Genomic DNA, 22,276 nt, shown 5'->3' with positions numbered 1-22,276 from the left:
CAGAGAGTGCTTCGTTTTTCAAAAAGGAGGATCAATATGTCAACGCCACTTGTAAATATGAAGCAAATATCGATCGAATTCCCTGGGGTCAAAGCGCTTGATCGAGTTGATTTCACACTCCAAAAAGGCACAGTTCACGCCCTGATTGGAGCAAATGGCGCTGGTAAATCCACCTTAATGAAGGTATTGGCAGGCGCACATCAGCATTACGAGGGAATTATTCAAATCAATGGGGAAAAACAAACAATCCGCTCACCGAAGGAATCCACTCTATACGGGGTGCAGACCGTGTATCAAGAGGTTGATACCGCACTTGTCCCGTATTTGACGGTTGGAGAGAACATGCTTATACACGAACTGGAACACAAACAGTTTGTCAGATGGAAGGAGCTACATCACAAAGCAACTAGCATCTTGAAGGAGATGCAAATAGACGTTTCCTCCAAAAGGCTTGTGAGCGAATTGACACTAGCAGAAAAACAGATGGTACTCATTGCTAAAGCCGTATCTACTAAGTGCAGTATCTTAATTTTAGATGAGCCAACAGCTCCGCTTAGCCACACAGAAACGAACAAGCTGTTCGCAATCATTCGTCAGCTAAAAGCAAATGGAACTGGAATTATCTTCATCTCACATCGTATGCCTGAAATATTCGAGCTATGTGATGAATTAACAGTGATGAGAAACGGGACGCATGTGGCCTCACATCATATATCCGAGACAAATACCAAGCAGGTCATCGAAGAAATGCTAGGCCAGAAAATGGAGGAACAGTTCCCAAGCAGACAGCCTCAGATTGAATCAACAGTCGTGTTTGAAGTAAAGGAGCTACATGATAGTGGGAAATTAAAAGACATCAGTCTTCATGTGAAAAAAGGAGAGATTGTTGGGATTGCAGGTCTCGTAGGAGCTGGAAAAACCGAGCTATGTAAAGCGCTCTTCGGTGCTTCCGAGAAGAAGAGTGGGATCATGAAACTCAATGGAAAAACCGTTCATGTGAATTCACCATATCAGGCTGTCAGGTCAGGGCTTGCCCTTGTTCCAGAGGAGCGCCGAAAGGAAGGCATTTTGACTGAGGAAACAGTGGCACGTAACATAACTGCCGCAAACCTCGGCTCTTTTACGCGCTTGTTCAGTTTCCTACATCGGTCAAAGGAAGAACAGGCGGCGTCCGAAATGGTTCAACAGCTTGGCGTGAAAACACCAACCATTGAAACAAAGGTAAAGCATTTGTCAGGTGGCAATCAGCAAAAGATTGCAATCGGTAAATGGCTATTAGCTGACGCTGATGTATATGTCTTCGATGAACCGACAAAAGGGGTAGATGTCGGTGCCAAGAAGGATATCTTTTCACTCATAGCTGCACTCGCTGCACGTGGAAAAGCGATCATTTATGCTTCAAGTGAGCTTTCGGAAATTGCCGGCATCACTGATCGAGTCTATGTGCTGTATGACGGTGAAATCATCCGAGAGCTAACCAATCGGACAGATGAAGAAGAGCTTTTATATTATTCAACAGGAGGACAATCACAGTGAGTGAGCTACAAAACCCAGCGCCAGTTCTTGAAATTAAAAAGAAACGCCCATCGTTTGACCTATTCGATTTCTTTTATAAATATGGCACGATTTTAACGATTGTCGTGTTGGTGGTTGTTTTCGCTATTGCCAATCCATCCTTTTTACAGACAGGGAATATCATTAACATTTTACGGTCGATTTCGATTGTGACCATTATTGCAGTTGGACTGACCATTTCGCTTGCAGTGAATGGCTTTGATTTATCAGTTGGTTCGATTGCGACGTTATCGAATGCGATTGTAATTTCAATGTTTGTCTGGTTTTCTCAAAATCTGTTCATTGCCATCCTATCAGCGCTTGCTGCTTCCATTATTGTCGGATTACTGAACTCATTTATGATTGTGAAGATGAAAATTCCCGATATGCTCATGACATTAGCCATGATGTTTATCATTCAAGGAATAGCGCAGACCTATACAAAAGGAGCAACGATCTCTGAAAATATGGTCATGCCTGATGGGACATTTTCAAGTGGTACCATCCCATCCTTTTTCAGTCAGATTGGACAGGCGCCTTACATCATCCTTATTATGGCAGTGGTGGTTGTGTTTGCCCATGTTTTTCTCACATATACGAAACATGGCCGTTACATGTACATCATTGGAGGTAATAAGGAAGCGGCAAGGTTGTCTGGTATTCATGTGAACAAATATAAGGTTATGGCCTATTTATTATCAGCATTATTTGCTGCGATTGGCGGGATTGTTCTTGCATCAAGGGTCATGACCGCAGAAATTAACGCAGGCTCACCTTATTTAATGGACGGAGTAGCTGCTGCTTTTATTGGCTTCTCTGTCATGGGAGTAGGAAAGCCGAATGCTTTTGGCACTTTTGTTGGTGCAGTGCTGATTGGTATTCTCCAAAACGGTCTTGTGATGATGTCTGTTCCTTATTATGCGATGGATATTGTGAAAGGGTCTGTACTCGCTCTTGCGCTAGCCCTTACGTATTACAAACAGCGAGGCTAAAATGAACATTTTTTAAAACTTGAGAGGACTTTTCTCCGTCTAGTCTATGGAAAGCGGTGTTGGAGCCGTTTGCTAAAGGAGATGACAAACAGAAATGAATATGTCAGCAACTCACGTGGAAGATTTGAAAAGTGTGATGGAAGACTGGAAAAATGAACTTTTAGTGTATAAATTCGCTTTAGATGAAATGGATACAAAATTCTCTATTATTAGCCAAGAATATAACTTGATACATGGACACAATCCAATTGAACATACAAAATCTCGTATTAAATCCTTTGAAAGCATCGTTAATAAACTAGCGAGAAAGGGCTGTGACATCACAACACAATGTGCAAAGGATCATATTCATGACATTGCTGGTGTACGTATCATTTGCTCGTTTATTCATGATATTTATAACATCATTGATGTGCTGAGGCAGAGAGAGGATCTAAAGATACTTCAAGTCAAGGATTATATTAAACATCCGAAGCCGAATGGGTATCGCAGTCTCCATTTAATCGTGGAAATTCCGGTCTATTTAACAAATCGAGTGGAACACGTCAAAGTCGAAATTCAGGTGCGTACCATTGCGATGGATTTCTGGGCAAGCCTAGAACACAAAATCTACTATAAGTTGAATAATGAAGTTCCGACCCAGCTCACAGATGAGTTGAAAGAAGCTGCGGATATTGCTCACTATTTAGATGAAAAAATGCAAAGCATTAAACGCGAAATAGATTAAAGAAACCGCCAAAATCGGCGGTTTTTCATCATATAGTGGGGTCTCTTTTTCTTGTATACGTCAAAATCAAAAATCCAAGCCTATCACCCTATCAAACGGCAAAGGAGACAACGTTTCAAAAAATCAGAGCCCAGAGCCCCTGTGTTTTGTTTTTCACTTATGCCTATGGGTTGGTTCCTCGATCATTTTTTTGGGCAATAATTGAGATATCCTGCGCTTGTTTTGCCTGTGTATCACTCTCTTGATGGGCTGTTGTGGTTAAGATTCCTGACACAGTCAACAAGGCTGTTAATGCCCCAGTGATTAGCCATTTCTTCATCATCATCAACTCCTCAAAAACTTAAAAAGTTTTCAGTTTTAATGCCTTATTCCAGAAATAAGATGCTGCCCCATGCTGCCCTGTTTCAGTTAAATATTCAGCAACGTCGGCACTGATGGCTTCAAGATCAACGAGAAAGTTCATAGCCTCTAATTGGTCGCAATACGTGTTAATTTGTTCAATCATATTTGGTTTTTCTAGCATTAATGCTTCTAAAATAGATAGTTTCAGAGAAATATTTCGTTGTTTTAAATTTTCTGCTTTTTTGAGTGAAAGCTGTACATAGTAGTGGAACAATCCAGGCTTTTTCAGCTTAAATAATGCCTTTGTATAAGCATACATAGCAAGTAAATAGCCACCTGGAGAAGAGATTTCGAATTTCTCGATTAATAATGCTTTTTCGAGAAGTGGGACAGCCTCACTGTACTCGCTTCTCAAACTTTTAATAAAAGCAGCGTTGCAGTAAGCATGACCCAGCAAATCTGGATCTTCCATGTTTTCTAGTGATTGAATCACTTGCTGGAATAGTTGTTCAGCTTCAACATATTGACCTTGATCGGCATAATTCAATGCGAGCATCATTTGACAGCTGATTGATTTCTTCACATAACATGGATCTGCGTCATAAATAGATGAAGCAATATTTAAGTGGTGTATGGAGAGAAGTGTAGATCTAATATTGTAATACAAACATCCTGTTTTATAATGAAATTCTGCTTTTTCAATATCGTCGTGTACATGATCCAATTGATCTTCTGCCAGTTTAAAATGATCAAAAGCTATATTGTGATTCCCACGGCGCATCTCGTACATCCCTTTAAAAAAATAATAATAATAGCTTAGCATATGATCTGTACGGAGAGCATCTTCATTGACGAAAAGACTATGATCCAAGGAAGCGGTATCTTCCATGAAATCTTTAAAACGATATTCTAATAATTGGTAATATAAAAGCACATCTTGATTTTCTTCCATCCGATCGAGCGCTTCAAGAATGTCTTCTTTTAATTGAACGGCATCTTGAATCTCCCTTTTTTTCATCATCACATACCAGTCATTTAACATGTTTGCTACTTCAACTGATGACAATACCCCTGTTTTCCCCAATTAATATCCTCCTTTCTTTCACTTTTTCAACAAATTTAAAAAACCCTAACAAGAAATATTTTACAATTTGAACCTTAAATGTGCAATATGGATTTTCGATACAAAAATGGCTGAGTCATATATTTATATATTAAGCTGTCCATATAGGTTTGTAAAACATGTTTTCATATGTAAATCCAACCAACGATTACAAATAAAGTTATTTATTGATGCGAATGTTTATGTATGCGTTTGCAAAAATGGATCGATATCAAACGAGTATGATTACAATGAAAACCTAAAGAAATCCTTTGATGAACATGAAATATTGAAAACATCATTGCATCGGTGAAATTCTAATGGATCGAGAAAAAAGTACCTGACCTGCTTGATAAAGTAGGTTTGAAGGAAAAGGCAAAAAGCTATCCAAACAGTGATCTGTCAGACAGAAACATCGTGTAGCAATCGCAAGAGCATTAGCTATGGACTAGAAGGTGCTATAAAAGAGTAAAAGCAGGTGTGCATGGCATACCCGCTTTTACTCTTTTTTTCGTGAAAAAATATAGCAATATCATCATAATGAACAATCCGATGCTGGCACTGCCAGTTACCAAGCTCTGCGCAACAAATTTAATAGTGCGATAATGGCGAGACAAAGAGCTCCAATTAGAGGATGTTGGAGCTGTAACTTCAATGTTATATCAACTAGCTGTTGAGTCATCTAATGTATCAGCCTATAGCTACATTTCCTAGGAAATATTAACGTTGGAAAAATTCAATCCACTCACGGTCTGGTCCACGGAAGAAGAAATAGCAGTAACCATTTGGAAGTGTTGTGATTTCCTCATCGATTAACTCAATTTGCAGTTTCTTGATTCGATTGAATTCTGCGTGGATATTGTCAGTGGTAAAGGCGAGGTGATGCACGGTTCCTTCATCAGGTAGTTCACTACTGTAGCCTTGTATGAGCTCGATTTCTGTTTCTTCGCCATCTTTAAATCCAAGAAATGCAAGCTCTATCACACCATTTGTGTGGGTGATACGATCTTTTAACTTCATACCAACTACCTTTTCGTAGAAATCAATTGAATTGTCAATACTCTTTACCATGATGCCTGTATGATCTAATCGTAATGTCGTCAATATGGTGCCTCCTCTATATGAATGAGTCATATTTTTCTCCTCATCTTACCATAATACAACGTAACATATACATTCATATGGTAGGATAGAGAGAGTCAATTTAGGATAGGGATGACATGAATGAAAAAGATTACATTAAAGCAAGAATACGCAGACAAAGTGAAAAAAGGATATCCCCTCATTTCAAAGGATGCTGTTTTGAACGTGAAAGGCGCAAATGAAGGTGAGATTGTCGAATGGCTGGATGAGAGAGGTACCTTTCTAGGAAAAGGCTATTACGGTGTGCAAAATAAAGGTATTGGCTGGGTGCTGACCTATGATGCCAATGAGAAAATTGGCAAAGCTTTTTTCATCTCAAAAATGGAGCAGGCTGCTAAGAACCGAACTCACCTATTTTGCGATCCAAACACAACAGCATTTCGTGTCTTGAATGGAGAGGGTGATGGTGTTGGTGGCATCACCATTGATTATTATGACGGATTTTATCTCATCCAATGGTATAGTGAAGGAATTTACACATTTAAAGCAGACTTCCTTGCAGCAATGGAGCAGGTTTTTTCTGATTATAAAGGCATCTATGAAAAGAAACGATTTGATACGTCTGGTCAATATATAGAAGATGATGACTTTGTGAAGGGTGAAAAGGGAGAATTCCCACTCATCGTGAAGGAAAATGGGATGAATGTCGCTGTTTACTTAAATGATGGGGCAATGACAGGTATTTTTCTTGATCAACGTCATGTCAGAAAGGCCATTCGTGATCGTTATGCTAAAGGGAAGACGGTATTAAACACATTCTCTTATACAGGTGCTTTTTCGGTGGCGGCTGCGCTTGGCGGAGCAAGTCAGACCACAAGTGTAGACGTGGCAAATCGCAGTTTAAGCAAAACGACAGAGCAATTTGAAGTGAATGGAATAGATGCTTCAAGTCAATCCATTAAAGTCATGGATGTGTTCAAATACTTCCCTTATGCAGCCAAAAAAGAATGGCGATACGATCTTGTGATTTTGGACCCGCCTTCCTTTGCCCGTACAAAAAAACACACATTTAGCGCAGCGAAAGATTATAAAAAGCTGTTGAAAGAAGCTATCCAAATTACGTCAGAAAACGGCGTCATTGTCGCATCGACCAATAGCAGTGCGTTTGGAATGAAGAAGTTCAAAGGCTTCATTCAACAAGCATTCAAGGAATCAGGTCAAAAATATCGTATTCTAGAGGAATATACGCTTCCAGAGGATTTTCGTACAACAAAAGATTATCCAGAAGGCAATTACTTAAAGGTCGTATTTATCCAAACGTAAGATCCCATTATTTATCTGAGAAATCATGACAGGCTGTCGAATTACGACAGCCTGCATCTATTTTATTTCATTTCATCTTATAAATAAATGATCCGATTTTAATGATGTTTCCTCATTCCATTAAATCAAACATCGTTCGCACGTCTTGGGAGTTAGGAGTGGCAAATAACGTAGGGGTGCCTGAGGTTGAACGACGAGAGGTAACAGCAAAAACATATCCTAAGTTTTCATCAATGATTTCTCTTAGCCAAGGTCCCCCACTAGCACCCCCATTCATGTCACATGGCATTTTAGCGTCAGTACTAAATAATCCAGCACTTGTCGAAGCTCCATCACAGAAATAAGGCAATTGCCCATCAAAGGGGCTCTCCGCAGGCCATCCGAAAATACGCACACTGGGCTGATCTTTACCATAACCTGTTGACAGTCCATTTCCTCCAACAGTATTAATAAGATTCTTTGTCTTGGGATAAACAGTAAAAAAAGCTTGATCATGACTGAAATGACTGTTATTTATCCAAGCATTAAAGGTGCGAGCCTCTTTCCAATTCCAAATACCATAAGGTAAAGAACCGTTGTAATATGCTGGAGCAAAAGCAATGTTAGAGTGCCAGCCTTTGTCTTTCCCGCCATGTACACAATGTCCTGCGGTTATGACTAAATTTTTGTAATCGTTGTTTATAGCTGAGGCAGAACAAACGTAATCTTTCCTATCATAAGAATAAAATACTTTTCCCGCAGTAGAAGGAACAACAACATTTGTTTTAGCATCACTGCTACTATCGGGAGCAACGGGATCGGAAATATCACTAGGTTTCTCTTCTGTTAAAGATGAAGATTTATTATTTTTGGGATGCGTGTCGTTATTTGAGTGAGTTGGATCATTGGGAATGGCTTTTTTCATTCTGTCTTTTGTCCAATATCCTGTAGGATCGTCTTCTAAGTTAGAAGAGCTTTTGAAGTCTTTCGGTTTAACTGGTGAGGTCTTAGATTGGGTTAATGAATCTTTGTCTTTTGATGTGGCAAGAGCTTTAGGCATATTTAAACAAACTATAATCGTCAAGGCAGTTAGAATGGCAGAAAGTATGAATAGGAATTTCCTCATATCATCACCTCTTTTTCCATTATTTACAATCATCATCATTATAGCATATAATTCTAAAAAGGATTTAAAAACTTTCGTGTTGTTGATTCATTTGTTTAGCTCCATTACAGAGCGACTCGAAATGAAGAATTGATACTAAAAAGCCATTTTCACCCATGAAAATGGCTTTTTATAGTGTGATCGACATTAACAATGGTGCAACACAAAGGGTGATAATAGCTGATATGATCATAGATACACTTGAGATGGTCCCTGAAACAGCGCTAAGCTCAAATGCTTTAGATGTTCCAGCACCGTGTGCTCCTGTACCGAGTAGGACGCCTTTGGCAATATCGTTATCAATTCGGAAGTAGCGAATGACCATTGGGCCAATGATAGAGCCGAATAAGGCTGTTAAAATGACGAACACTGCCGTAACGGACGGCATTCCCCCGATCATTTCTGAAACGCTCATTGCGATGGGTGTTGTCACAGAACGAGGCACAAGACTTTCGATCAGACCTGTATCTAAATGAAGCAGTTTGGCAATAAAGGCAGTGGATAAAATGGCAATAACTGAACCGCAAGCCACGTTTAAAATAATTTCCACTGCATGCTTCTTTAAAATGTGAAAATACTTATATAACGGGATCGCAAAAGCGACTGTGGCTGGCTGAAGCATATTCGTTAACCACTTCCCGCCTTGATTATAGGCATCATAAGGAATGTTAATGATCAGAAGTAAGCCAACAAGGATAAGCGGTGTAATAAGCAACGGTGATACATAGACCTTAGGATGACGCTTGTAAATGGCTTTTGATCCAAGGTAAAGAAGGACCGTCAATATGAAAAACAACAACCCCACTAGCACAGCTTCTTACGCTCCTTTCTTTTGGCAATTGTCTGTGTCATGATGCCAGTAGAGAGCATCACTACAAATGTACTGATGAGGACGACAAGGACAATGCTTGTGCCAGATTGCGAGAACATCTCCCCATAATCTATTACACCGACCGCAGAAGGGATAAAAAAGAGCAATAGCTCACCCAATAACCACAAGGCTCCTAGTTCAATCCATTTTAATTGAATGATGTTAAAGTGAAGTAGTAAGAAAATGACAAGAATGCCTAAAATCGTACCCGGTATCCTAAGATGCAAAAAGGTCGCGAATAGGTTCATCAGCTTGGAAAAAACAAACAAGACAGTGACTTGAAGAGTGCCGACAAGCGACGTTTTGATCAAGTGCATTTTCTTTTCACTCCTTTTCTAAATAAAATGTTCATTCTTTCACAAAAGCATGATAACGTTTCATTCGTTTGGCTTAATTAAAAGTGTACAGCACGTTTTGTTATAGGTAAAATACATATATCGAATAGTTATTATTCCATTTGTCTATAGGGAGGAGGGCGTATATGGACATTAGACATTTAACGTACTTTTTAGAAGTCGCAAGATTAAAGAGCTTTACAAAGGCCTCACAATCTCTTTATGTTTCACAGCCGACCATCTCAAAAATGGTCAAAAACCTAGAGGATGAACTAGGTGTTCAATTGTTTGAGCGAAGCGGCAGACAAATTGAAATGACCGATGCGGGACAAACCATGTACACACAAGCAAGTGAAATTGCAAAATCTTTTCAAAACTTGACGAATGAATTAAACGATCTAATGAATGTGAAAAAAGGGCATATTCGCATCGGGCTACCACCGATGATTGGATCGAGCTTTTTCCCAAATGTGATGGGGGAATTTCGGCAGCAATATCCTGATGTCACCTTTCAGCTTGTCGAACATGGATCGATTAAGGTTGAGGAAGGCGTGGAAGACGGCTCTCTTGATATTGGTGTCATTGTTCTGCCTGCTAATGATAAAATTTTTCATACGTACACGATCATAAAAGAGAGTATGAAGCTTGTCACCCACCCATCCCACCCAATGGCGGAACGTTCTGAGGTACATCTAGCGGATTTAAGAGAAGAATCGTTTATCTTCTTCAGAGAGGATTTTGTGCTACATAGTCGGATTATGAATGAATGTATGAATGCAGGTTTCAGGCCAAATGTCATTTATGAGACTTCACAATGGGATTTCATTAGTGAAATGGTGACGGAAAATTTAGGAATAGGACTTTTACCAGAACGAATTTGCCGTGATCTTGATCCTGAGAAAGTGAAGGTCATGTCGTTAAATCCTTCTATTCCGTGGCATCTAGGTGTTATTTGGCGAAAGGATCGCTACATGTCATTTGCAGCAAGAGAATGGCTGAAGCATACGAAGTCCTATGTCTGGGGCGCAGAGTAAAAGGAGGACAATCATATGAATACGAAGCAAGCATCTGATATTTTAGAAGCAGTGAGAACGAAGAATCCACTTGTGCATAATATCACCAATCAAGTTGTCACTCATTTTACTGCAAATGGGTTGCTCGCTTTAGGTGCTTCTCCCGTCATGGCAAATGCCAAAGAAGAAGTGGCTGAGATGGCTCAAATCGCAGATGCACTTGTTTTAAATATAGGTACTTTAACAAAAGAGACAGTTGAAGCAATGATCATAGCAGGGAAAGCAGCAAATGAAAAAGGTGTACCTGTTTTATTAGATCCAGTTGGTGCAGGAGCCACAATATTTCGCACTCAGTCTGCTAAGCAGATATTAAATCAGGTCGATATAGCGGTTGTGAGAGGGAATGCCGCTGAAATTGCGAATGTACTAGAGGCAGAAGGTTGGGAAATCAAAGGCGTTGATGCGAAGGAAGGACATGGTGACGTTCGCGAATTAGCCAAAAAAGCGGCACTTGAGTTCGGTTCTGTTGTTGTCATTACAGGAAAAGTAGATGTTGTGACAGATGGAAAAGACGATTTGACCATCTGTAACGGACATGAATGGCTAACAAAGGTTACGGGGGCAGGATGTTTATTAACCTCAATTGTAGGTGCTTTTTGTGCAGTCTCGAACTCTCCGCTTCATGCAGCAGCAGCGGCACTTGTATTTTATGGTGTTGCCGCAGAGAAAGCGGCGCAAAGGACAGTAGAACAAGGCCCAGGAAGTTTTCAAATAGAGCTCTTAAATCAATTATTACAAACATCCGTACAGGATGTGGTTACATCTGGTCGATTAGGAGGACATGAACATGGCGAGGGTTGAACAACAGCAATTGAAACAACAATTATCTCTTTACTTTATTATGGGGACAAATAATACATCCGCACAGCCACTTGAGGTAATTGAGGAAGCTATCAAAGGGGGCATCACCATTTTTCAATTTCGTGAAAAGGGCAATCATGCGCTTCAAGGGGAAGAAAAGAAACGCTTTGCACAACAAGTACAGGCGCTTTGCCGACAGGCTCAGGTTCCGTTTATTGTGAATGATGATGTGCCCCTTGCACTTGAAATTGAGGCTGACGGTGTTCATGTTGGGCAAGAGGATGCGAATGCCCAAGAGGTGAGACATGTCATCGGAGATAAAATATTAGGCGTGTCTACTCACAACTTGGCTGAAGTGAAGCAGGCAATCCAAGCTGGAGCAGACTATGTCGGAATAGGACCTGTCTACCCGACAGAAACGAAAAAAGATACTCGCTCTGTACAAGGTGTTTCCTTCATAAAAGAGGTGCGCAGTCATGGTTTGGACATTCCGATCGTTGGAATTGGTGGCATTACTTTGCATAATGCTGCGCCTGTCATTCAAGCAGGGGCAGATGGGATAAGTGTCATTAGTGCCATTAGTCAGGATGATAATCCGAGCAAGGTCGCCTCTGCTCTTGTTTCGCTTGTTCTGGCTGAAAAAGAGGCACTGTTATAAGGAAAAAGCGAGGCGCATAGATTTCCATTATAAGCAGGTATGGATTCAATGAATTCATACCTGTTCGCTCACTCAATAAGTGATTTTTGTTGTAGATTTCAAGTAATTGACAAGCAATGATTCATTATGTACAATTTCGTTAGTTCGATAAACATCGAAATGTAAGGTGGGAAAGGAGATGAAATGATGGAAGTTTTAGATACGTATTTCCGCCGCTATGATGAGGCAGGAAAAGGGCAACAGCAAATGGATGAGCTGTTGAGCCTATTTTCTGAAGACGTGATGATCGTTTTAAATGGTCGTCAAAAACCTGGATTGAACGAGTTTAAACAGTTTTTAAATACATTTTTTCAAACGCATGAAGATATTAAACATATGTGGGATCAGTGGGTCAAAAGAGAAGATGGAAAATATGAGACAAATTGGGCTGTTTGTGGAAAGCTTGCGAATGGCAACGTCTATACGGCAGAGGGCGTCGATATTGCAGAACTCGATGAATCTGGAAAAATTGTCTACTTAGAAAACGTACCAAATAATCCTCAGTTATTTGCTCGTTATGAATAAAATGCCAGCTAAGTATAGCCGGCATTTTTTTCATTTCAACTATCTGAGTCCATGTGCATGCCCGTATGTGCTTTCACTTGGATTTCTGCAAACGCGTCTTCATCCACACGTTCAGATGACAAAATGGTACCTAAATAAGCTGCGAGGAAGCCTAGCGGGATGGAAATAATGCCAGGGTTTGTGAGTGGGATCAACGGTTCTCCAGTAAAGATTGCAGCGCCTGAAGGGTCCCAAACACTAGGACTGAATGACACAAGAATCAGTGCACTCACCAACCCAGTCAAGCTCCCTGCAATTGCGCCAGTCGAGTTGAATCTTTTCCAAAACACAGTAAAAATGATTAATGGTAAATTGGCACTTGCTGCTACTGCGAAGGCAAGTGAGACAAGAAATGCAACGTTTAAGGATTGCGCAAATAAAGCAAGAAGGATAGAAAGTACAGAAACACCAATGGAAGCAAAACGTGCTGCTTTCATTTGTTCTTTTTCGCTTGCTTTGCCTTTTCGGATCAGCTGGCTGTAGATGTCATGTGCAAAAGCAGAAGCGGCTGATAATACAAGCCCAGTCACGACTGCTAGTATTGTCGCAAATGCAATTGCTGACACGAAAGCAAATAAAAAATCACCGCCAAGCGCTTGTGCCAGAAGTGGTGCCGCCATATTTCCAGCTTGATCAGCTGCGGTGATCGCTTCAGATCCAACAAATGCAGCCGCACCAAATCCGAGGAAGACGGTCATTAAATAAAAAATCCCGATAATCCATGTGGCAGAAAGAACAGACTTTCTTGCCGCCACAGCATCTTTCACTGTATAAAAGCGAATCAGAATATGCGGAAGTCCAGCAGTACCAAGCACAAGCGCTAGATTAAGAGAGAGAGTTTCCAGTGGCACATTATATTTGTTTCCTGGATTCAAAAAGGCATCTCCTAGTGGTGTTGCTGTTTTCATCTGCTCAAACATATTGGCTAAGCTAAAATCAAATTTTGCAAACACTAGTAGAGAGATGATCAGTGTTCCAATCATTAGCAATACGGCTTTTGTGATTTGAACCCAGCTTGTGGCAATCATCCCGCCAAAAACAACATAGATGGTCATGAGCACACCTACGATCAGTACAGCGATTGAATAATCAATGCCTAGAAGAAGCTTGATGAGCGCACCTGCCCCCACAAGCTGTGCAATCATATAAAAAGTCGAGACAGTAATTGTATTAAAGGCGGCTACTCCTCTAATAGCGGGGCGTTTGAATCGAGAGGCGATCATATCCGCCATTGTATATTTACCAAGGTTTCTAAGTGGCTCTGCTACTATATATAAAACAACAAGGTAAGCAACTAAAAAGCCAATACTATAGAAAAAACCATCAAACCCATTCAGCGCAATCATTCCAGCAATGCCTAGGAATGAGGCCGCAGACATATAGTCCCCAGCAATGGCGAGACCGTTTTGAAATCCTGTCAGTCCTCCACCTGCTGTGTAGAAGTCACTTGCATTTGTTGTTTTTTTTGCTGCAAAATACGTAATGACCAGTGTGAGTCCAACGATCGCAACAAATAAGATAAATGCGGTGATGCTCATTTGTCATCACCACTTTCTAATTTTTTTAAAGCGCTTACATAACGATCGAACCGAGCTGCCTTTTTTGCGTATAGTCCACATAATGTCCAAGTCATGATGAACTGTGTGATGGCAAATAACCATGCCCATGAAATAGGACCAATTGCCGGTGTGTTCAAAAAGGTGAAATAGGATGTAGCAACCGGAAGTGAAAAGTAAAAGAGAAAAAAGAAAATTGTCATGGGTACAATAAATCGGCGTTTTTCCTCAAGAAGTTTTCGAAAATCCTCTGATGCGGCAACCTTCCTGTAATGAACGTGTTTTTCTGACATTGTTTCCTCCTTTATACGGATTAGGGACAAGGTACTCCAATGAATATGAGGCGTTCTGGTTGTTTATGACAGTATAACATAAAAAAGGCACCCGAAAAGGGCGCTTTTTACCTATAATTTGTAAGGAATGTTTGTCTGGCTTTTTCGTATGCAACCGCATCAAAATGATCACCGCATTTGTGCAAACACCAAGGCTCTCTCTGAGTAACAATCCCTACATCATATCCATGGCTCGCAAATTCGAGAGATTGAGAGACGTCATAAAAGTGAAAGTCATCAAATAAATCATCCCGCCATTTCAAATCATACTGGGTTGCCATCAATAAACCATCAATTGCAGCCGCTTTTGTAAAAGCTGGTGCTTCTTGTTGTTCAAGTGTAGATTCAAAACTAAGGAGCTTGTAGGTGTCATGTCTATATTCGATGACCTTACCATTACATCGCTTACTCTCCCACCAAATCCCATTATCCGGAAGATTTTCTGCTCCAATCACCCCGATCATCCCGAGTGATGGATTTTGCAAGAACAGCGGAATGAGTGTGTGGAGCATTTGTTGATAAATGATCAGTGTGTCCTGATGAAGATAAATTTTGAACCTCGCAGGATGCTCAATTGCTTGATTGTAGCCAGATGCCATACTTTTTACACCCCGTAAAGGCATGACTTCAACTCGATAGCCAGCAGGCGCAGGCAAGGAGGCGAGCTGCCTAAAGCATTGATCAAACATTGTATCATCATTCACACAGAGGACAAACAAAATCGTATGGTTAGTCAATGATTTGAACCGCCTCAATGACATATTGATAGGCAGTTGATTCCTGATTGAAATCAAAGCGAATACCATGCTTCACAAGCAGTTCATGTAAATCATTGGTGATGTGCACATAAGAGGGGTGCTGTACACGAATGGTTTCAACGTTCTGAATACGAAAGCCTGATGACTGAAACAGAGCATTTATTTCATGAAGGGTAAAAAAGCGTAAATGTGTTTGATCCATCAGTCCAGATTCTGTATACGTCCATCTACCTGCTAAAAGTTCAAGTACTGTTGAAATATGTCCAATGTTGGGAATGGAGGAGAGGATGACACCTTCTTTTTTGAGAAAGGGCTTCACCTTCTTTAATACAGCCCACGGATCAGTTAAATGCTCAAGAACATCACCAAATACGATACAATCAAACTGTTCGGACGAATAGGGTAAATCCATTTGTTCAATATCTCCACATAACACATGGTGTAGTTGTTGCTTTGCTTGTTTGGCTGCCTCTTCAAACGCTTCAAGTCCATATATTTTCCTTCCTTTTTGCTGCAATGCTTTCCCAAGCTGACCTGTCCCACACCCAATATCAAGAATTGTGGTCCATTCATTCCGAATTCGCTCAACGATGACGGGATTAGCACCGTGATAATATTGTTCTTTCTTTTGATGATAATAGGAAAGGGAATCTGAACTCACTGTCTACCCACCTTTCTTTGCTTAAAAAAGCCTTCTTGATAATATATTGTTGGATAGTTTGTCTTTATACCGGAAGATGTAAGGGAAATATAGAGGAGAGATGAGGTCATATAAAGAACGGGAATCGGACTGTCCTCCTAATATAGAAAGACAGGACCCCATCATGAGAAGGGATTTAGTGGAGAGGTTTTCGTAACGTTTAGCATATCGTCATGAAAGGATTTTCAAAAGATCAATTGACAGGTCAGAACTTTTTAGCCAAAGCAGTCTGAAAGACAAAGGATATCGGCGTTGATTTACGGTTTGTTTATTTTCTTCTGATCACCGTTGGATGTTAAAAATGCTTGTATTTCTTCGATGTCTAGTCCAATTTTTTTCGCTTCCTGAATCAAATAAACCCACTCTTCGTCAACTCTTCTTTTTACATGCGTATCCATAAAATCCTCCAGTTCAATAAGACATATTCATCTGCAACCAATGACTTTTACAAACCGTCTAAGTATCAGTACGAGTGTGTTGGTTGACTAACATCAAAACATAGCAGTATTAAAAAAACAATGACATTTAACCTATTTCGAATGCTAGATCACCGACCACATTCCTAAAAAAATGACTAAAAAACCCAAAAACATTCTGTACTTATTTCTAATAATAAACAATTGTAAAGTCACTTAAAAGATTATAAATTAAAATAATGATAAAGACCTAAATCATTTGGCTCATATAAAGAACGTGAGAGCATCCGTGCTTGTTTTGAGCAAGTTTCATCTTTTCAAGATGTGTACAATGCCGATTTGGGAAGTTTGCGCCAAGATGGTATTCTTAAAGAAACAAAGAAATCCACCAAGAAGGAATGAAGAAAGACATGTTTAGCCTTTTTCAAAAATATCAAGAAGTTGTCATGTATCTTGTGATGGGCGTGTGCACAACCATTGTCAACATTGTCAGCTTCTATTTACTAGTTGAGATGTTTTCCATGGATTATAAAACGGCAACAGTTGTATCTTGGGTATTTGCTGTTCTCTTCGCTTATATCACAAACAAAAAATATGTCTTCAAACAAAAAACACCTGACACCAAAAGCCTGATGCGTGAGCTTTCTTCATTTTTAAGTGTACGCCTCATCTCTCTAGGTGTTGACCTGGGACTGATGATTTTATTCGTGAGCCAAATGGCTATTAATGAAACAATCGCAAAAATCCTTGTGAATTTTGTGATCGTGGTTGTCAACTATGTCGCCAGCAAGTGGTTTGTGTTTAAGAAAACAAAAGAAGATGTTATTTAACAAGTGAAGAGATAGGTGATCAAGAATGAACAGCAGGCCAGACGAATTATACGATGTGATCTATCAACAGATGGAAAAGCAGCATGAACAAGTGCTGAAACTAGTCAAAGAAATGACGGCAAATCCAGAAGCATTTACAGAACGGGAAAAAGAAAAGATCGACCGAATGGACATTGCGCTCCAAACGACTACGGACATCTTAGAAAATTTAATGACACCCGATACACAGATGACCATCGTCCTGAAACAAGGGAGAATTCATGTCGATCTGACAAACGGATAAAGAAGCAGCCATTGAACAAGTGGCTGCTCTTTTTTATACATCGCTTGTTTCCCGTATCTGCTTTGGAGACATGCCAATTTTTTTGCGGAATACTTTATTTAAGTAATTCGCATTTCGGTAGCCGCACTGCATCGCAATTTCTTCAATCGAGTATTTCGTTGTTTTAAGTAACGTTTCCGCCTTCTCTAATCGAATATTTGTCAAATAGTGAATTGGGGTAAAGCCTGTCGCTTTTTTGAATTCTCTCGTAAAATGACTTTTGGATAAACGTGCCGCAACTGCCATGTCATCCGGCCCGATTTCTTCATGGAAATGGTGGCTGGCAAACAAGGCAGCTTGTACAATCGGTTCAGGCCATTTCTCCATTTGTCCTTCAAGCTTTGGCAAATATGAATAAAGTTCCATGACAAACTGATAAGCAAGGCTTGACCCCTCAAACGGATTGGTAATCCGCTTCTCACTGGCTTCGTCATAAATATCTTTCAGAAGACGGATCGGCTTTGAATTTGGATGAAAACGCATGACCTGCTTTCCTTGTTTAATAAAATGATCAAAACAAAGATCACAAGCTTCCCCGTAGAGCGTCAAATAGAGAAATTCCCAATGCTCACTGTCCTCTGGGAAGTAGTATTGATAAGCACTTGGGCTTTTCACGAGAAAGGCTTGCCCTGGTAGCACTTTAAACCGCTGTTCCCCAATTTCGATCATGCCATGACCAGACAGTGTGAGTTGAAAAATACATTTGCCCTGATCCTTCCGTTGTACACCATTCCAGCTATATAAAGAAGAAGATTGAACCTCCCAGCCAACAGACCAGATTTGAGCAGTAAGTGGAACATCAGAATGATGAAAACGAAAAGCAAATGCTTCTTTTTTCAAATTGGAAATCCCCCTTTCGTAGCAAAAAACAACCCTTTTGCGTTTTTAATCATGATACACCTCATAAACACATCGTACCATCCACAGCAAAAAAAGGGTATTTATTAACGGTTTTTTTACCATTGAAAATAGTCTGCTCCCGCAACTAGAATAAGAATATAAGATGATAGAAAAGGGGACATGACATGCTTGAGACCTTAAAATCCGCTTTCAAACAGCAATTTGGCCACACAGATTCACTTCGCTATTTCTTTGCTCCTGGCAGAGTTAATCTTATTGGGGAACATACAGATTATAATGGAGGACATGTTTTCCCATGTGCACTGACACTTGGAACGTATGCGGTTTGTGCAAAACGCTCAGATCGTCTTGTGAAAATGTACTCCCTGAACTTCCGGGAGGATGGAATCAAAGAGGTGGACCTTTCTGAAAACGTTTACAAAGATGCAGATGGCTGGGCAAATTATCCGAAAGGTGTCTTAAAGATGTTTGAAGAGGCAGGGATGTCTGTGAAGGAGGGGTTTAACATTGTCTACTACGGCAACATTCCAAATGGTGCAGGTCTCTCTTCATCCGCTTCCATTGAGCTTGTCACAGCTGTACTTTTAAATGAATGGCATGCATTTGGCGTATCGAAGGTCGACCTTGCACTTCTCGCACAGCGTGCAGAAAACAAGTTTATCGGAGTCAATTGTGGCATTATGGATCAGTTTTCTATTAGTCTTGGCAAAAAGGATCATGCCATTTTACTAAACTGTGACAACCTCTCGTATGAGTACAGCCCATTTCGGCAATCAGGGCTAGCGCTTGTGATTGCGAATACGAATAAACAACGTACGCTTGCTGACTCAAAATACAATGAACGTAGGGCAGAGTGCCAAGCCGCTTTACACGATCTCAATCAAATGCTACAAATCAATCATTTGTGTGAACTAACCGTCGATGAATTCGAAAAACATGCGCATTTGATTCAAAATCAGATCAATCTCAAGAGAGCAAGACATGTAGTGACTGAAAACGAGAGGACCGTCAAAGCTGTAAAATTTTTAAAAGGTGATAAAATTGAAGAACTAGGTTCTCTCATGAAAGAGTCGCATCTTTCACTTAAACATGATTATGAAGTGACTGGAGAAGAGTTAGATATACTGGCAGAAGCGGCATGGCTTCACCCAGGGACAATCGGTTCCAGAATGACAGGCGCGGGATTTGGCGGTTGTACCGTCAGCATTGTTAGGGAAGAGTCACTTGAATCATTTATAGAAGAAACTGGTGCGATGTATTTCAAACAAACAGGTCTTCAAGCAACGTTTTACACAGCTGGAATTGGGGGCGGAGCTAGAGAAATCACAGAGGAGGAATAAATGTGGCAATTTTAGTTTGTGGTGGCGCTGGTTTTATCGGCAGTCATGCAGTAGCAGCTTTACTAGCAAAAGGAGAAAAAACGGTGATTGTCGATAATCTTCAGACAGGTCATCAGGAAGCTGTACTAGCTGGTGCAGTGCTTGAACAAGGTGATTTAAGAGATGCTTCGTTTTTAAAAGCGGTATTTCAGACGCATGACATTGAGGCAGTGATGCATTTTGCGGCTGATTCTCTTGTTGGAGAAAGTGTGGTTGATCCGCTCAAATACTATGACAACAATGTCAGTGGGGCGACTGTGCTACTTCAAGTAATGAATGAGATTGGTGTCAAAAAAATCGTCTTCTCATCCACAGCAGCCACATATGGCGAGCCAAAGCGTGTACCGATCGTTGAGACGGACCCGACTAATCCAACGAATCCATATGGTGAAACAAAGTTAGCCATTGAAAAAATGCTGAAGTGGTCTGAACAAGCATATGGGATTGAGCATGTTGTGCTTCGTTATTTTAATGTAGCAGGCGCTCATACAGAAGGTCTTGTTGGGGAAGATCATCAGCCTGAGACTCACCTCATTCCGATCATTCTTCAAGTGGCACTTGGGAAACGAGAACAAATCATGATCTATGGAGACGATTATGATACAGAAGATGGCACATGCATCAGAGATTATATTCATGTAATGGATTTAGTGGACGCACACATTTTAGCAGTTGATCGTCTTCGTGATGGAAAGGGAAGTGCAACCTACAATTTAGGAAATGGAACAGGCTTTTCGGTGAAGCAGGTAGTGGAAGTAGCAAGAGAAGTCACAGGTCATCCGATTCCAGCACAGGTAGCAAAAAGGCGTGCAGGTGACCCAGCGAAGCTGATTGCTTCCTCTGAAAAAGCCCTTCAAGAACTAGGTTGGCAGCCTCAATATGCTGATCTTCACACAATCATTAAAAGTGCATGGACTTGGTTCCAAAAACATCCGAATGGCTATCAAAGTGAATAACGCGTAACAGCCGGCTTGAGAGGAGACAAAGGGAATGGCGATTGATATTTTTGAAAAGCTTGAGCAGTTGATTCAATACGGGGTAGATACAAAATTAATGACACCACTAGACAAGGATTATACAAGAAATAGATTACTAGAGGTGTTAGAACTAGATGACGTAGGGCTGAAGAAGCTGACGGGCGAAGTACAGCCGCTTGAAGTGATCCTGTCAGCTATCTTAGATTGGGCAGAACAAACAGGTCTCCTTCCTGAGGGAACAGATACGTATCGGGATTTGCTTGATGCGAAGCTAATGGGGTGCTTCGTGGCACCTCCAAGTGTTATTTTTGCCACCTTCGAAGAAAAACGACTTCAAGAAGGGGCGAAGGCAGCAACAAGTTGGTTCTATGAGCATCAAAGACATGCACATTACATTCACACAGGTAGAATTGCAAAAAATATTCAGTGGTTCACCAAAACGGATGATGGCATGCTTGAAATGACGATTAATTTATCTAAGCCGGAAAAGGATCCAAAGGCGATCGAAGAAGCAAAAAAAATGAGCCAAAAGCAATATCCACTTTGTTTGCTCTGCAAGGAGAACGTGGGATTTCAAGGGAGAGTTAATCATCCTGCAAGGCAAAACCATCGCGTGATTCCTCTGACGTTACGAGGGGAGGAGTGGTTTCTTCAATTTTCTCCATATGTTTATTATCATGAGCACTGTATCGTGTTGAAAGGGAAGCATGAACCAATGAAGCTGACGAAAGCGACCTTTGAACGTCTGCTTTCCTTTATCACGATGTTCCCTCATTATTTCATTGGATCAAACGCAGACCTTCCAATAGTAGGTGGTAGCATTTTAAGCCATGATCACTTTCAAGGAGGCGCACACGAATTTCCAATGGCAAAAGCAGAAATGGAGGACACATTCACCCTGAATGCATTTCCGCAAGTGAGAGCTGGTATTGTAAAGTGGCCAATGTCCGTTATCCGCCTAAGAAGCCATTGTCAAACGGAGCTTGCCAGTGTAGCAGATTTTATTCTTGAAAAGTGGAAGGCCTATTCAGATAAAGAAGTAGATATTGTCGCATATACTGGCGATACGCCGCATAACACGATCACTCCTATTGCCAGACGACAAGGAGAGCACTATGAGCTTGATCTTGTGCTCCGTAATAACCGTACAAATGAACAACATCCATACGGTATTTTTCATCCACATGAAGAAGTACATCATATTAAAAAAGAGAATATTGGTTTAATAGAAGTGATGGGGCTTGCAGTGCTTCCCGGAAGGCTAGCGGAAGAAATGCATCAATTGAAAGAGGCACTGTTATCTACAAATCCATTACAGGAAATCAAAGCCCGCCCAGATATTCAAAAGCATGAGGCATGGGCGAAGCGAATGCTAGAAAAGCGAGCGTTTACAAAAGAGAACGCCGACGACATTTTAAAAGAGGAGATTGGTTTTGTTTTCTCACGAATTCTTTCTCAAGCAGGTGTGTTTAAAAGAACGGAGGAAGGGAAAAAAGCCTTTAAGCGTTTGATTCATACATTAAATACAGGCAGGTGA

25 protein-coding genes are annotated in these 22,276 nt (G+C 40.6%); 13 read left to right on the top strand and 12 right to left on the bottom strand.

Going from position 1 to position 22,276, the window contains the following annotated elements; translation table 11 throughout:
- Nucleotides 1–36: 36 nt before the first annotated feature.
- The 3 genes from ACQKEZ_RS09050 (at nt 37) to ACQKEZ_RS09040 (ending at nt 3,273) form a co-directional block, all read left to right on the top strand.
- A complete protein-coding gene (locus ACQKEZ_RS09050) occupies nt 37–1,536 on the top strand; it encodes a sugar ABC transporter ATP-binding protein (RefSeq protein ID WP_427300028.1) in 1,500 nt (499 codons plus the stop codon).
- Nucleotides 1,533–2,546 (top strand): ABC transporter permease, encoded by a 1,014-nt coding sequence (locus tag ACQKEZ_RS09045; protein WP_427300027.1) that lies wholly within the window; start codon nt 1,533–1,535, stop codon nt 2,544–2,546. The genes ACQKEZ_RS09050 and ACQKEZ_RS09045 overlap by 4 nt, the downstream gene beginning before the upstream one ends.
- Before the next feature lie 94 nt (nt 2,547–2,640).
- On the top strand, nt 2,641–3,273 hold the full coding sequence (locus ACQKEZ_RS09040) for a GTP pyrophosphokinase (RefSeq protein WP_427300025.1): 633 nt from the start codon (nt 2,641–2,643) through the stop codon (nt 3,271–3,273).
- A gap of 163 nt (nt 3,274–3,436) precedes the next feature.
- On the opposite strand, the gene ACQKEZ_RS09035 is transcribed toward ACQKEZ_RS09040, so the two are convergent.
- From ACQKEZ_RS09035 to ACQKEZ_RS09025, 3 genes are all read right to left on the bottom strand, one after another.
- Entirely contained in the window at nt 3,437–3,598 is a 162-nt protein-coding gene (locus ACQKEZ_RS09035) for a hypothetical protein (protein ID WP_427300023.1), read from the bottom strand.
- Nucleotides 3,599–3,613: 15 nt separating this feature from the next.
- Entirely contained in the window at nt 3,614–4,699 is a 1,086-nt protein-coding gene (locus tag ACQKEZ_RS09030) for a tetratricopeptide repeat protein (RefSeq protein WP_427300021.1), read from the bottom strand.
- Between the two features lie 738 nt (nt 4,700–5,437).
- Entirely contained in the window at nt 5,438–5,821 is a 384-nt protein-coding gene (locus ACQKEZ_RS09025) for a VOC family protein (RefSeq protein WP_427300019.1), read from the bottom strand.
- A 120-nt stretch (nt 5,822–5,941) separates the two neighbouring features.
- On the opposite strand from ACQKEZ_RS09025, the gene ACQKEZ_RS09020 reads away from it, so the two are divergent.
- Nucleotides 5,942–7,123 carry a class I SAM-dependent rRNA methyltransferase gene (locus ACQKEZ_RS09020; protein ID WP_427300017.1) on the top strand — a complete coding sequence of 394 codons (1,182 nt, stop codon included), beginning with the start codon at nt 5,942–5,944 and terminating at the stop codon, nt 7,121–7,123.
- A gap of 112 nt (nt 7,124–7,235) precedes the next feature.
- Here the strand turns inward: ACQKEZ_RS09020 and ACQKEZ_RS09015 are convergent, their stop codons facing one another.
- From ACQKEZ_RS09015 to ACQKEZ_RS09005, 3 genes are all read right to left on the bottom strand, one after another.
- Nucleotides 7,236–8,267, bottom strand: a complete 1,032-nt coding sequence (locus ACQKEZ_RS09015; RefSeq protein WP_427300015.1) for a trypsin-like serine peptidase — start codon at nt 8,265–8,267, stop codon at nt 7,236–7,238.
- A 130-nt stretch (nt 8,268–8,397) separates the two neighbouring features.
- A complete protein-coding gene (locus tag ACQKEZ_RS09010) occupies nt 8,398–9,078 on the bottom strand; it encodes a CidB/LrgB family autolysis modulator (protein WP_427300013.1) in 681 nt (226 codons plus the stop codon).
- Nucleotides 9,072–9,446 (bottom strand): CidA/LrgA family holin-like protein, encoded by a 375-nt coding sequence (locus ACQKEZ_RS09005; protein ID WP_427300543.1) that lies wholly within the window; start codon nt 9,444–9,446, stop codon nt 9,072–9,074. Before ACQKEZ_RS09005 ends, ACQKEZ_RS09010 begins: the two co-directional genes overlap by 7 nt.
- A 173-nt stretch (nt 9,447–9,619) precedes the next feature.
- On the opposite strand from ACQKEZ_RS09005, the gene cidR reads away from it, so the two are divergent.
- The 4 genes from cidR (at nt 9,620) to ACQKEZ_RS08985 (ending at nt 12,569) form a co-directional block, all read left to right on the top strand.
- On the top strand, nt 9,620–10,507 hold the full coding sequence (gene cidR / locus ACQKEZ_RS09000) for a cidABC operon transcriptional activator CidR (RefSeq protein ID WP_427300011.1): 888 nt from the start codon (nt 9,620–9,622) through the stop codon (nt 10,505–10,507).
- A gap of 15 nt (nt 10,508–10,522) precedes the next feature.
- On the top strand, nt 10,523–11,347 hold the full coding sequence (gene thiM, locus ACQKEZ_RS08995; protein WP_427300009.1) for a hydroxyethylthiazole kinase: 825 nt from the start codon (nt 10,523–10,525) through the stop codon (nt 11,345–11,347).
- Nucleotides 11,334–12,005 (top strand): thiamine phosphate synthase, encoded by a 672-nt coding sequence (gene thiE, locus ACQKEZ_RS08990; RefSeq protein ID WP_427300008.1) that lies wholly within the window; start codon nt 11,334–11,336, stop codon nt 12,003–12,005. The genes thiM and thiE overlap by 14 nt, the downstream gene beginning before the upstream one ends.
- Before the next feature lie 186 nt (nt 12,006–12,191).
- Nucleotides 12,192–12,569, top strand: a complete 378-nt coding sequence (locus ACQKEZ_RS08985; protein WP_427300541.1) for a nuclear transport factor 2 family protein — start codon at nt 12,192–12,194, stop codon at nt 12,567–12,569.
- A gap of 35 nt (nt 12,570–12,604) precedes the next feature.
- Here ACQKEZ_RS08985 and ACQKEZ_RS08980 read toward each other — a convergent pair whose 3' ends face one another.
- The 5 genes from ACQKEZ_RS08980 to ACQKEZ_RS08960 all read right to left on the bottom strand — a co-directional run bounded on the left by ACQKEZ_RS08980 (nt 12,605) and on the right by ACQKEZ_RS08960 (nt 16,352).
- Nucleotides 12,605–14,146 (bottom strand): solute symporter family protein, encoded by a 1,542-nt coding sequence (locus ACQKEZ_RS08980; protein WP_427300006.1) that lies wholly within the window; start codon nt 14,144–14,146, stop codon nt 12,605–12,607.
- Nucleotides 14,143–14,457: a DUF485 domain-containing protein gene (locus ACQKEZ_RS08975; protein ID WP_427300004.1), complete on the bottom strand. Its 315-nt coding sequence runs from the start codon at nt 14,455–14,457 to the stop codon at nt 14,143–14,145. The genes ACQKEZ_RS08980 and ACQKEZ_RS08975 overlap by 4 nt, the downstream gene beginning before the upstream one ends.
- Before the next feature lie 107 nt (nt 14,458–14,564).
- On the bottom strand, nt 14,565–15,233 hold the full coding sequence (locus tag ACQKEZ_RS08970; protein WP_427300003.1) for a glycosyltransferase family protein: 669 nt from the start codon (nt 15,231–15,233) through the stop codon (nt 14,565–14,567).
- Nucleotides 15,226–15,915: a class I SAM-dependent methyltransferase gene (locus tag ACQKEZ_RS08965; protein ID WP_427300001.1), complete on the bottom strand. Its 690-nt coding sequence runs from the start codon at nt 15,913–15,915 to the stop codon at nt 15,226–15,228. The genes ACQKEZ_RS08970 and ACQKEZ_RS08965 overlap by 8 nt, the downstream gene beginning before the upstream one ends.
- Nucleotides 15,916–16,211: 296 nt before the next feature.
- Nucleotides 16,212–16,352 carry an anti-repressor SinI family protein gene (locus ACQKEZ_RS08960; protein WP_427299999.1) on the bottom strand — a complete coding sequence of 47 codons (141 nt, stop codon included), beginning with the start codon at nt 16,350–16,352 and terminating at the stop codon, nt 16,212–16,214.
- A gap of 416 nt (nt 16,353–16,768) precedes the next feature.
- Here ACQKEZ_RS08960 and ACQKEZ_RS08955 point away from each other — a divergent pair, with 416 nt between their 5' ends.
- Nucleotides 16,769–17,200, top strand: a complete 432-nt coding sequence (locus tag ACQKEZ_RS08955) for a GtrA family protein (RefSeq protein ID WP_427299997.1) — start codon at nt 16,769–16,771, stop codon at nt 17,198–17,200.
- Nucleotides 17,201–17,225: 25 nt separating this feature from the next.
- Nucleotides 17,226–17,483, top strand: a complete 258-nt coding sequence (locus tag ACQKEZ_RS08950) for a hypothetical protein (RefSeq protein WP_427299995.1) — start codon at nt 17,226–17,228, stop codon at nt 17,481–17,483.
- A gap of 33 nt (nt 17,484–17,516) precedes the next feature.
- Here ACQKEZ_RS08950 and ACQKEZ_RS08945 read toward each other — a convergent pair whose 3' ends face one another.
- The gene (locus tag ACQKEZ_RS08945) at nt 17,517–18,362 is read right to left on the bottom strand and encodes a helix-turn-helix domain-containing protein (protein ID WP_427299993.1); all 846 of its coding nucleotides are present in this window, start codon (nt 18,360–18,362) and stop codon (nt 17,517–17,519) included.
- A 185-nt stretch (nt 18,363–18,547) separates the two neighbouring features.
- Here ACQKEZ_RS08945 and ACQKEZ_RS08940 point away from each other — a divergent pair, with 185 nt between their 5' ends.
- From ACQKEZ_RS08940 to galT, 3 genes are read left to right on the top strand one after another with little or no spacing between them, the layout of a single operon-like run.
- The gene (locus ACQKEZ_RS08940; protein ID WP_427299991.1) at nt 18,548–19,723 is read left to right on the top strand and encodes a galactokinase; all 1,176 of its coding nucleotides are present in this window, start codon (nt 18,548–18,550) and stop codon (nt 19,721–19,723) included.
- A 2-nt stretch (nt 19,724–19,725) separates the two neighbouring features.
- Complete coding sequence (gene galE, locus ACQKEZ_RS08935) at nt 19,726–20,718, top strand: UDP-glucose 4-epimerase GalE (RefSeq protein WP_427299990.1); 993 nt, start codon at nt 19,726–19,728, stop codon at nt 20,716–20,718.
- A 34-nt stretch (nt 20,719–20,752) separates the two neighbouring features.
- Nucleotides 20,753–22,276, top strand: coding sequence for a UDP-glucose--hexose-1-phosphate uridylyltransferase (galT, locus tag ACQKEZ_RS08930; protein WP_427299989.1), 1,524 nt, complete (start codon nt 20,753–20,755; stop codon nt 22,274–22,276).

The organism is Bacillus sp. NPDC077027 (assembly GCF_050269555.1).
Classification (GTDB): domain Bacteria; phylum Bacillota; class Bacilli; order Bacillales; family Bacillaceae; genus Bacillus.
The sequence above is the reverse complement of the archived record's forward strand: the minus strand, read 5'-3'. Positions and strand labels throughout refer to the sequence as shown.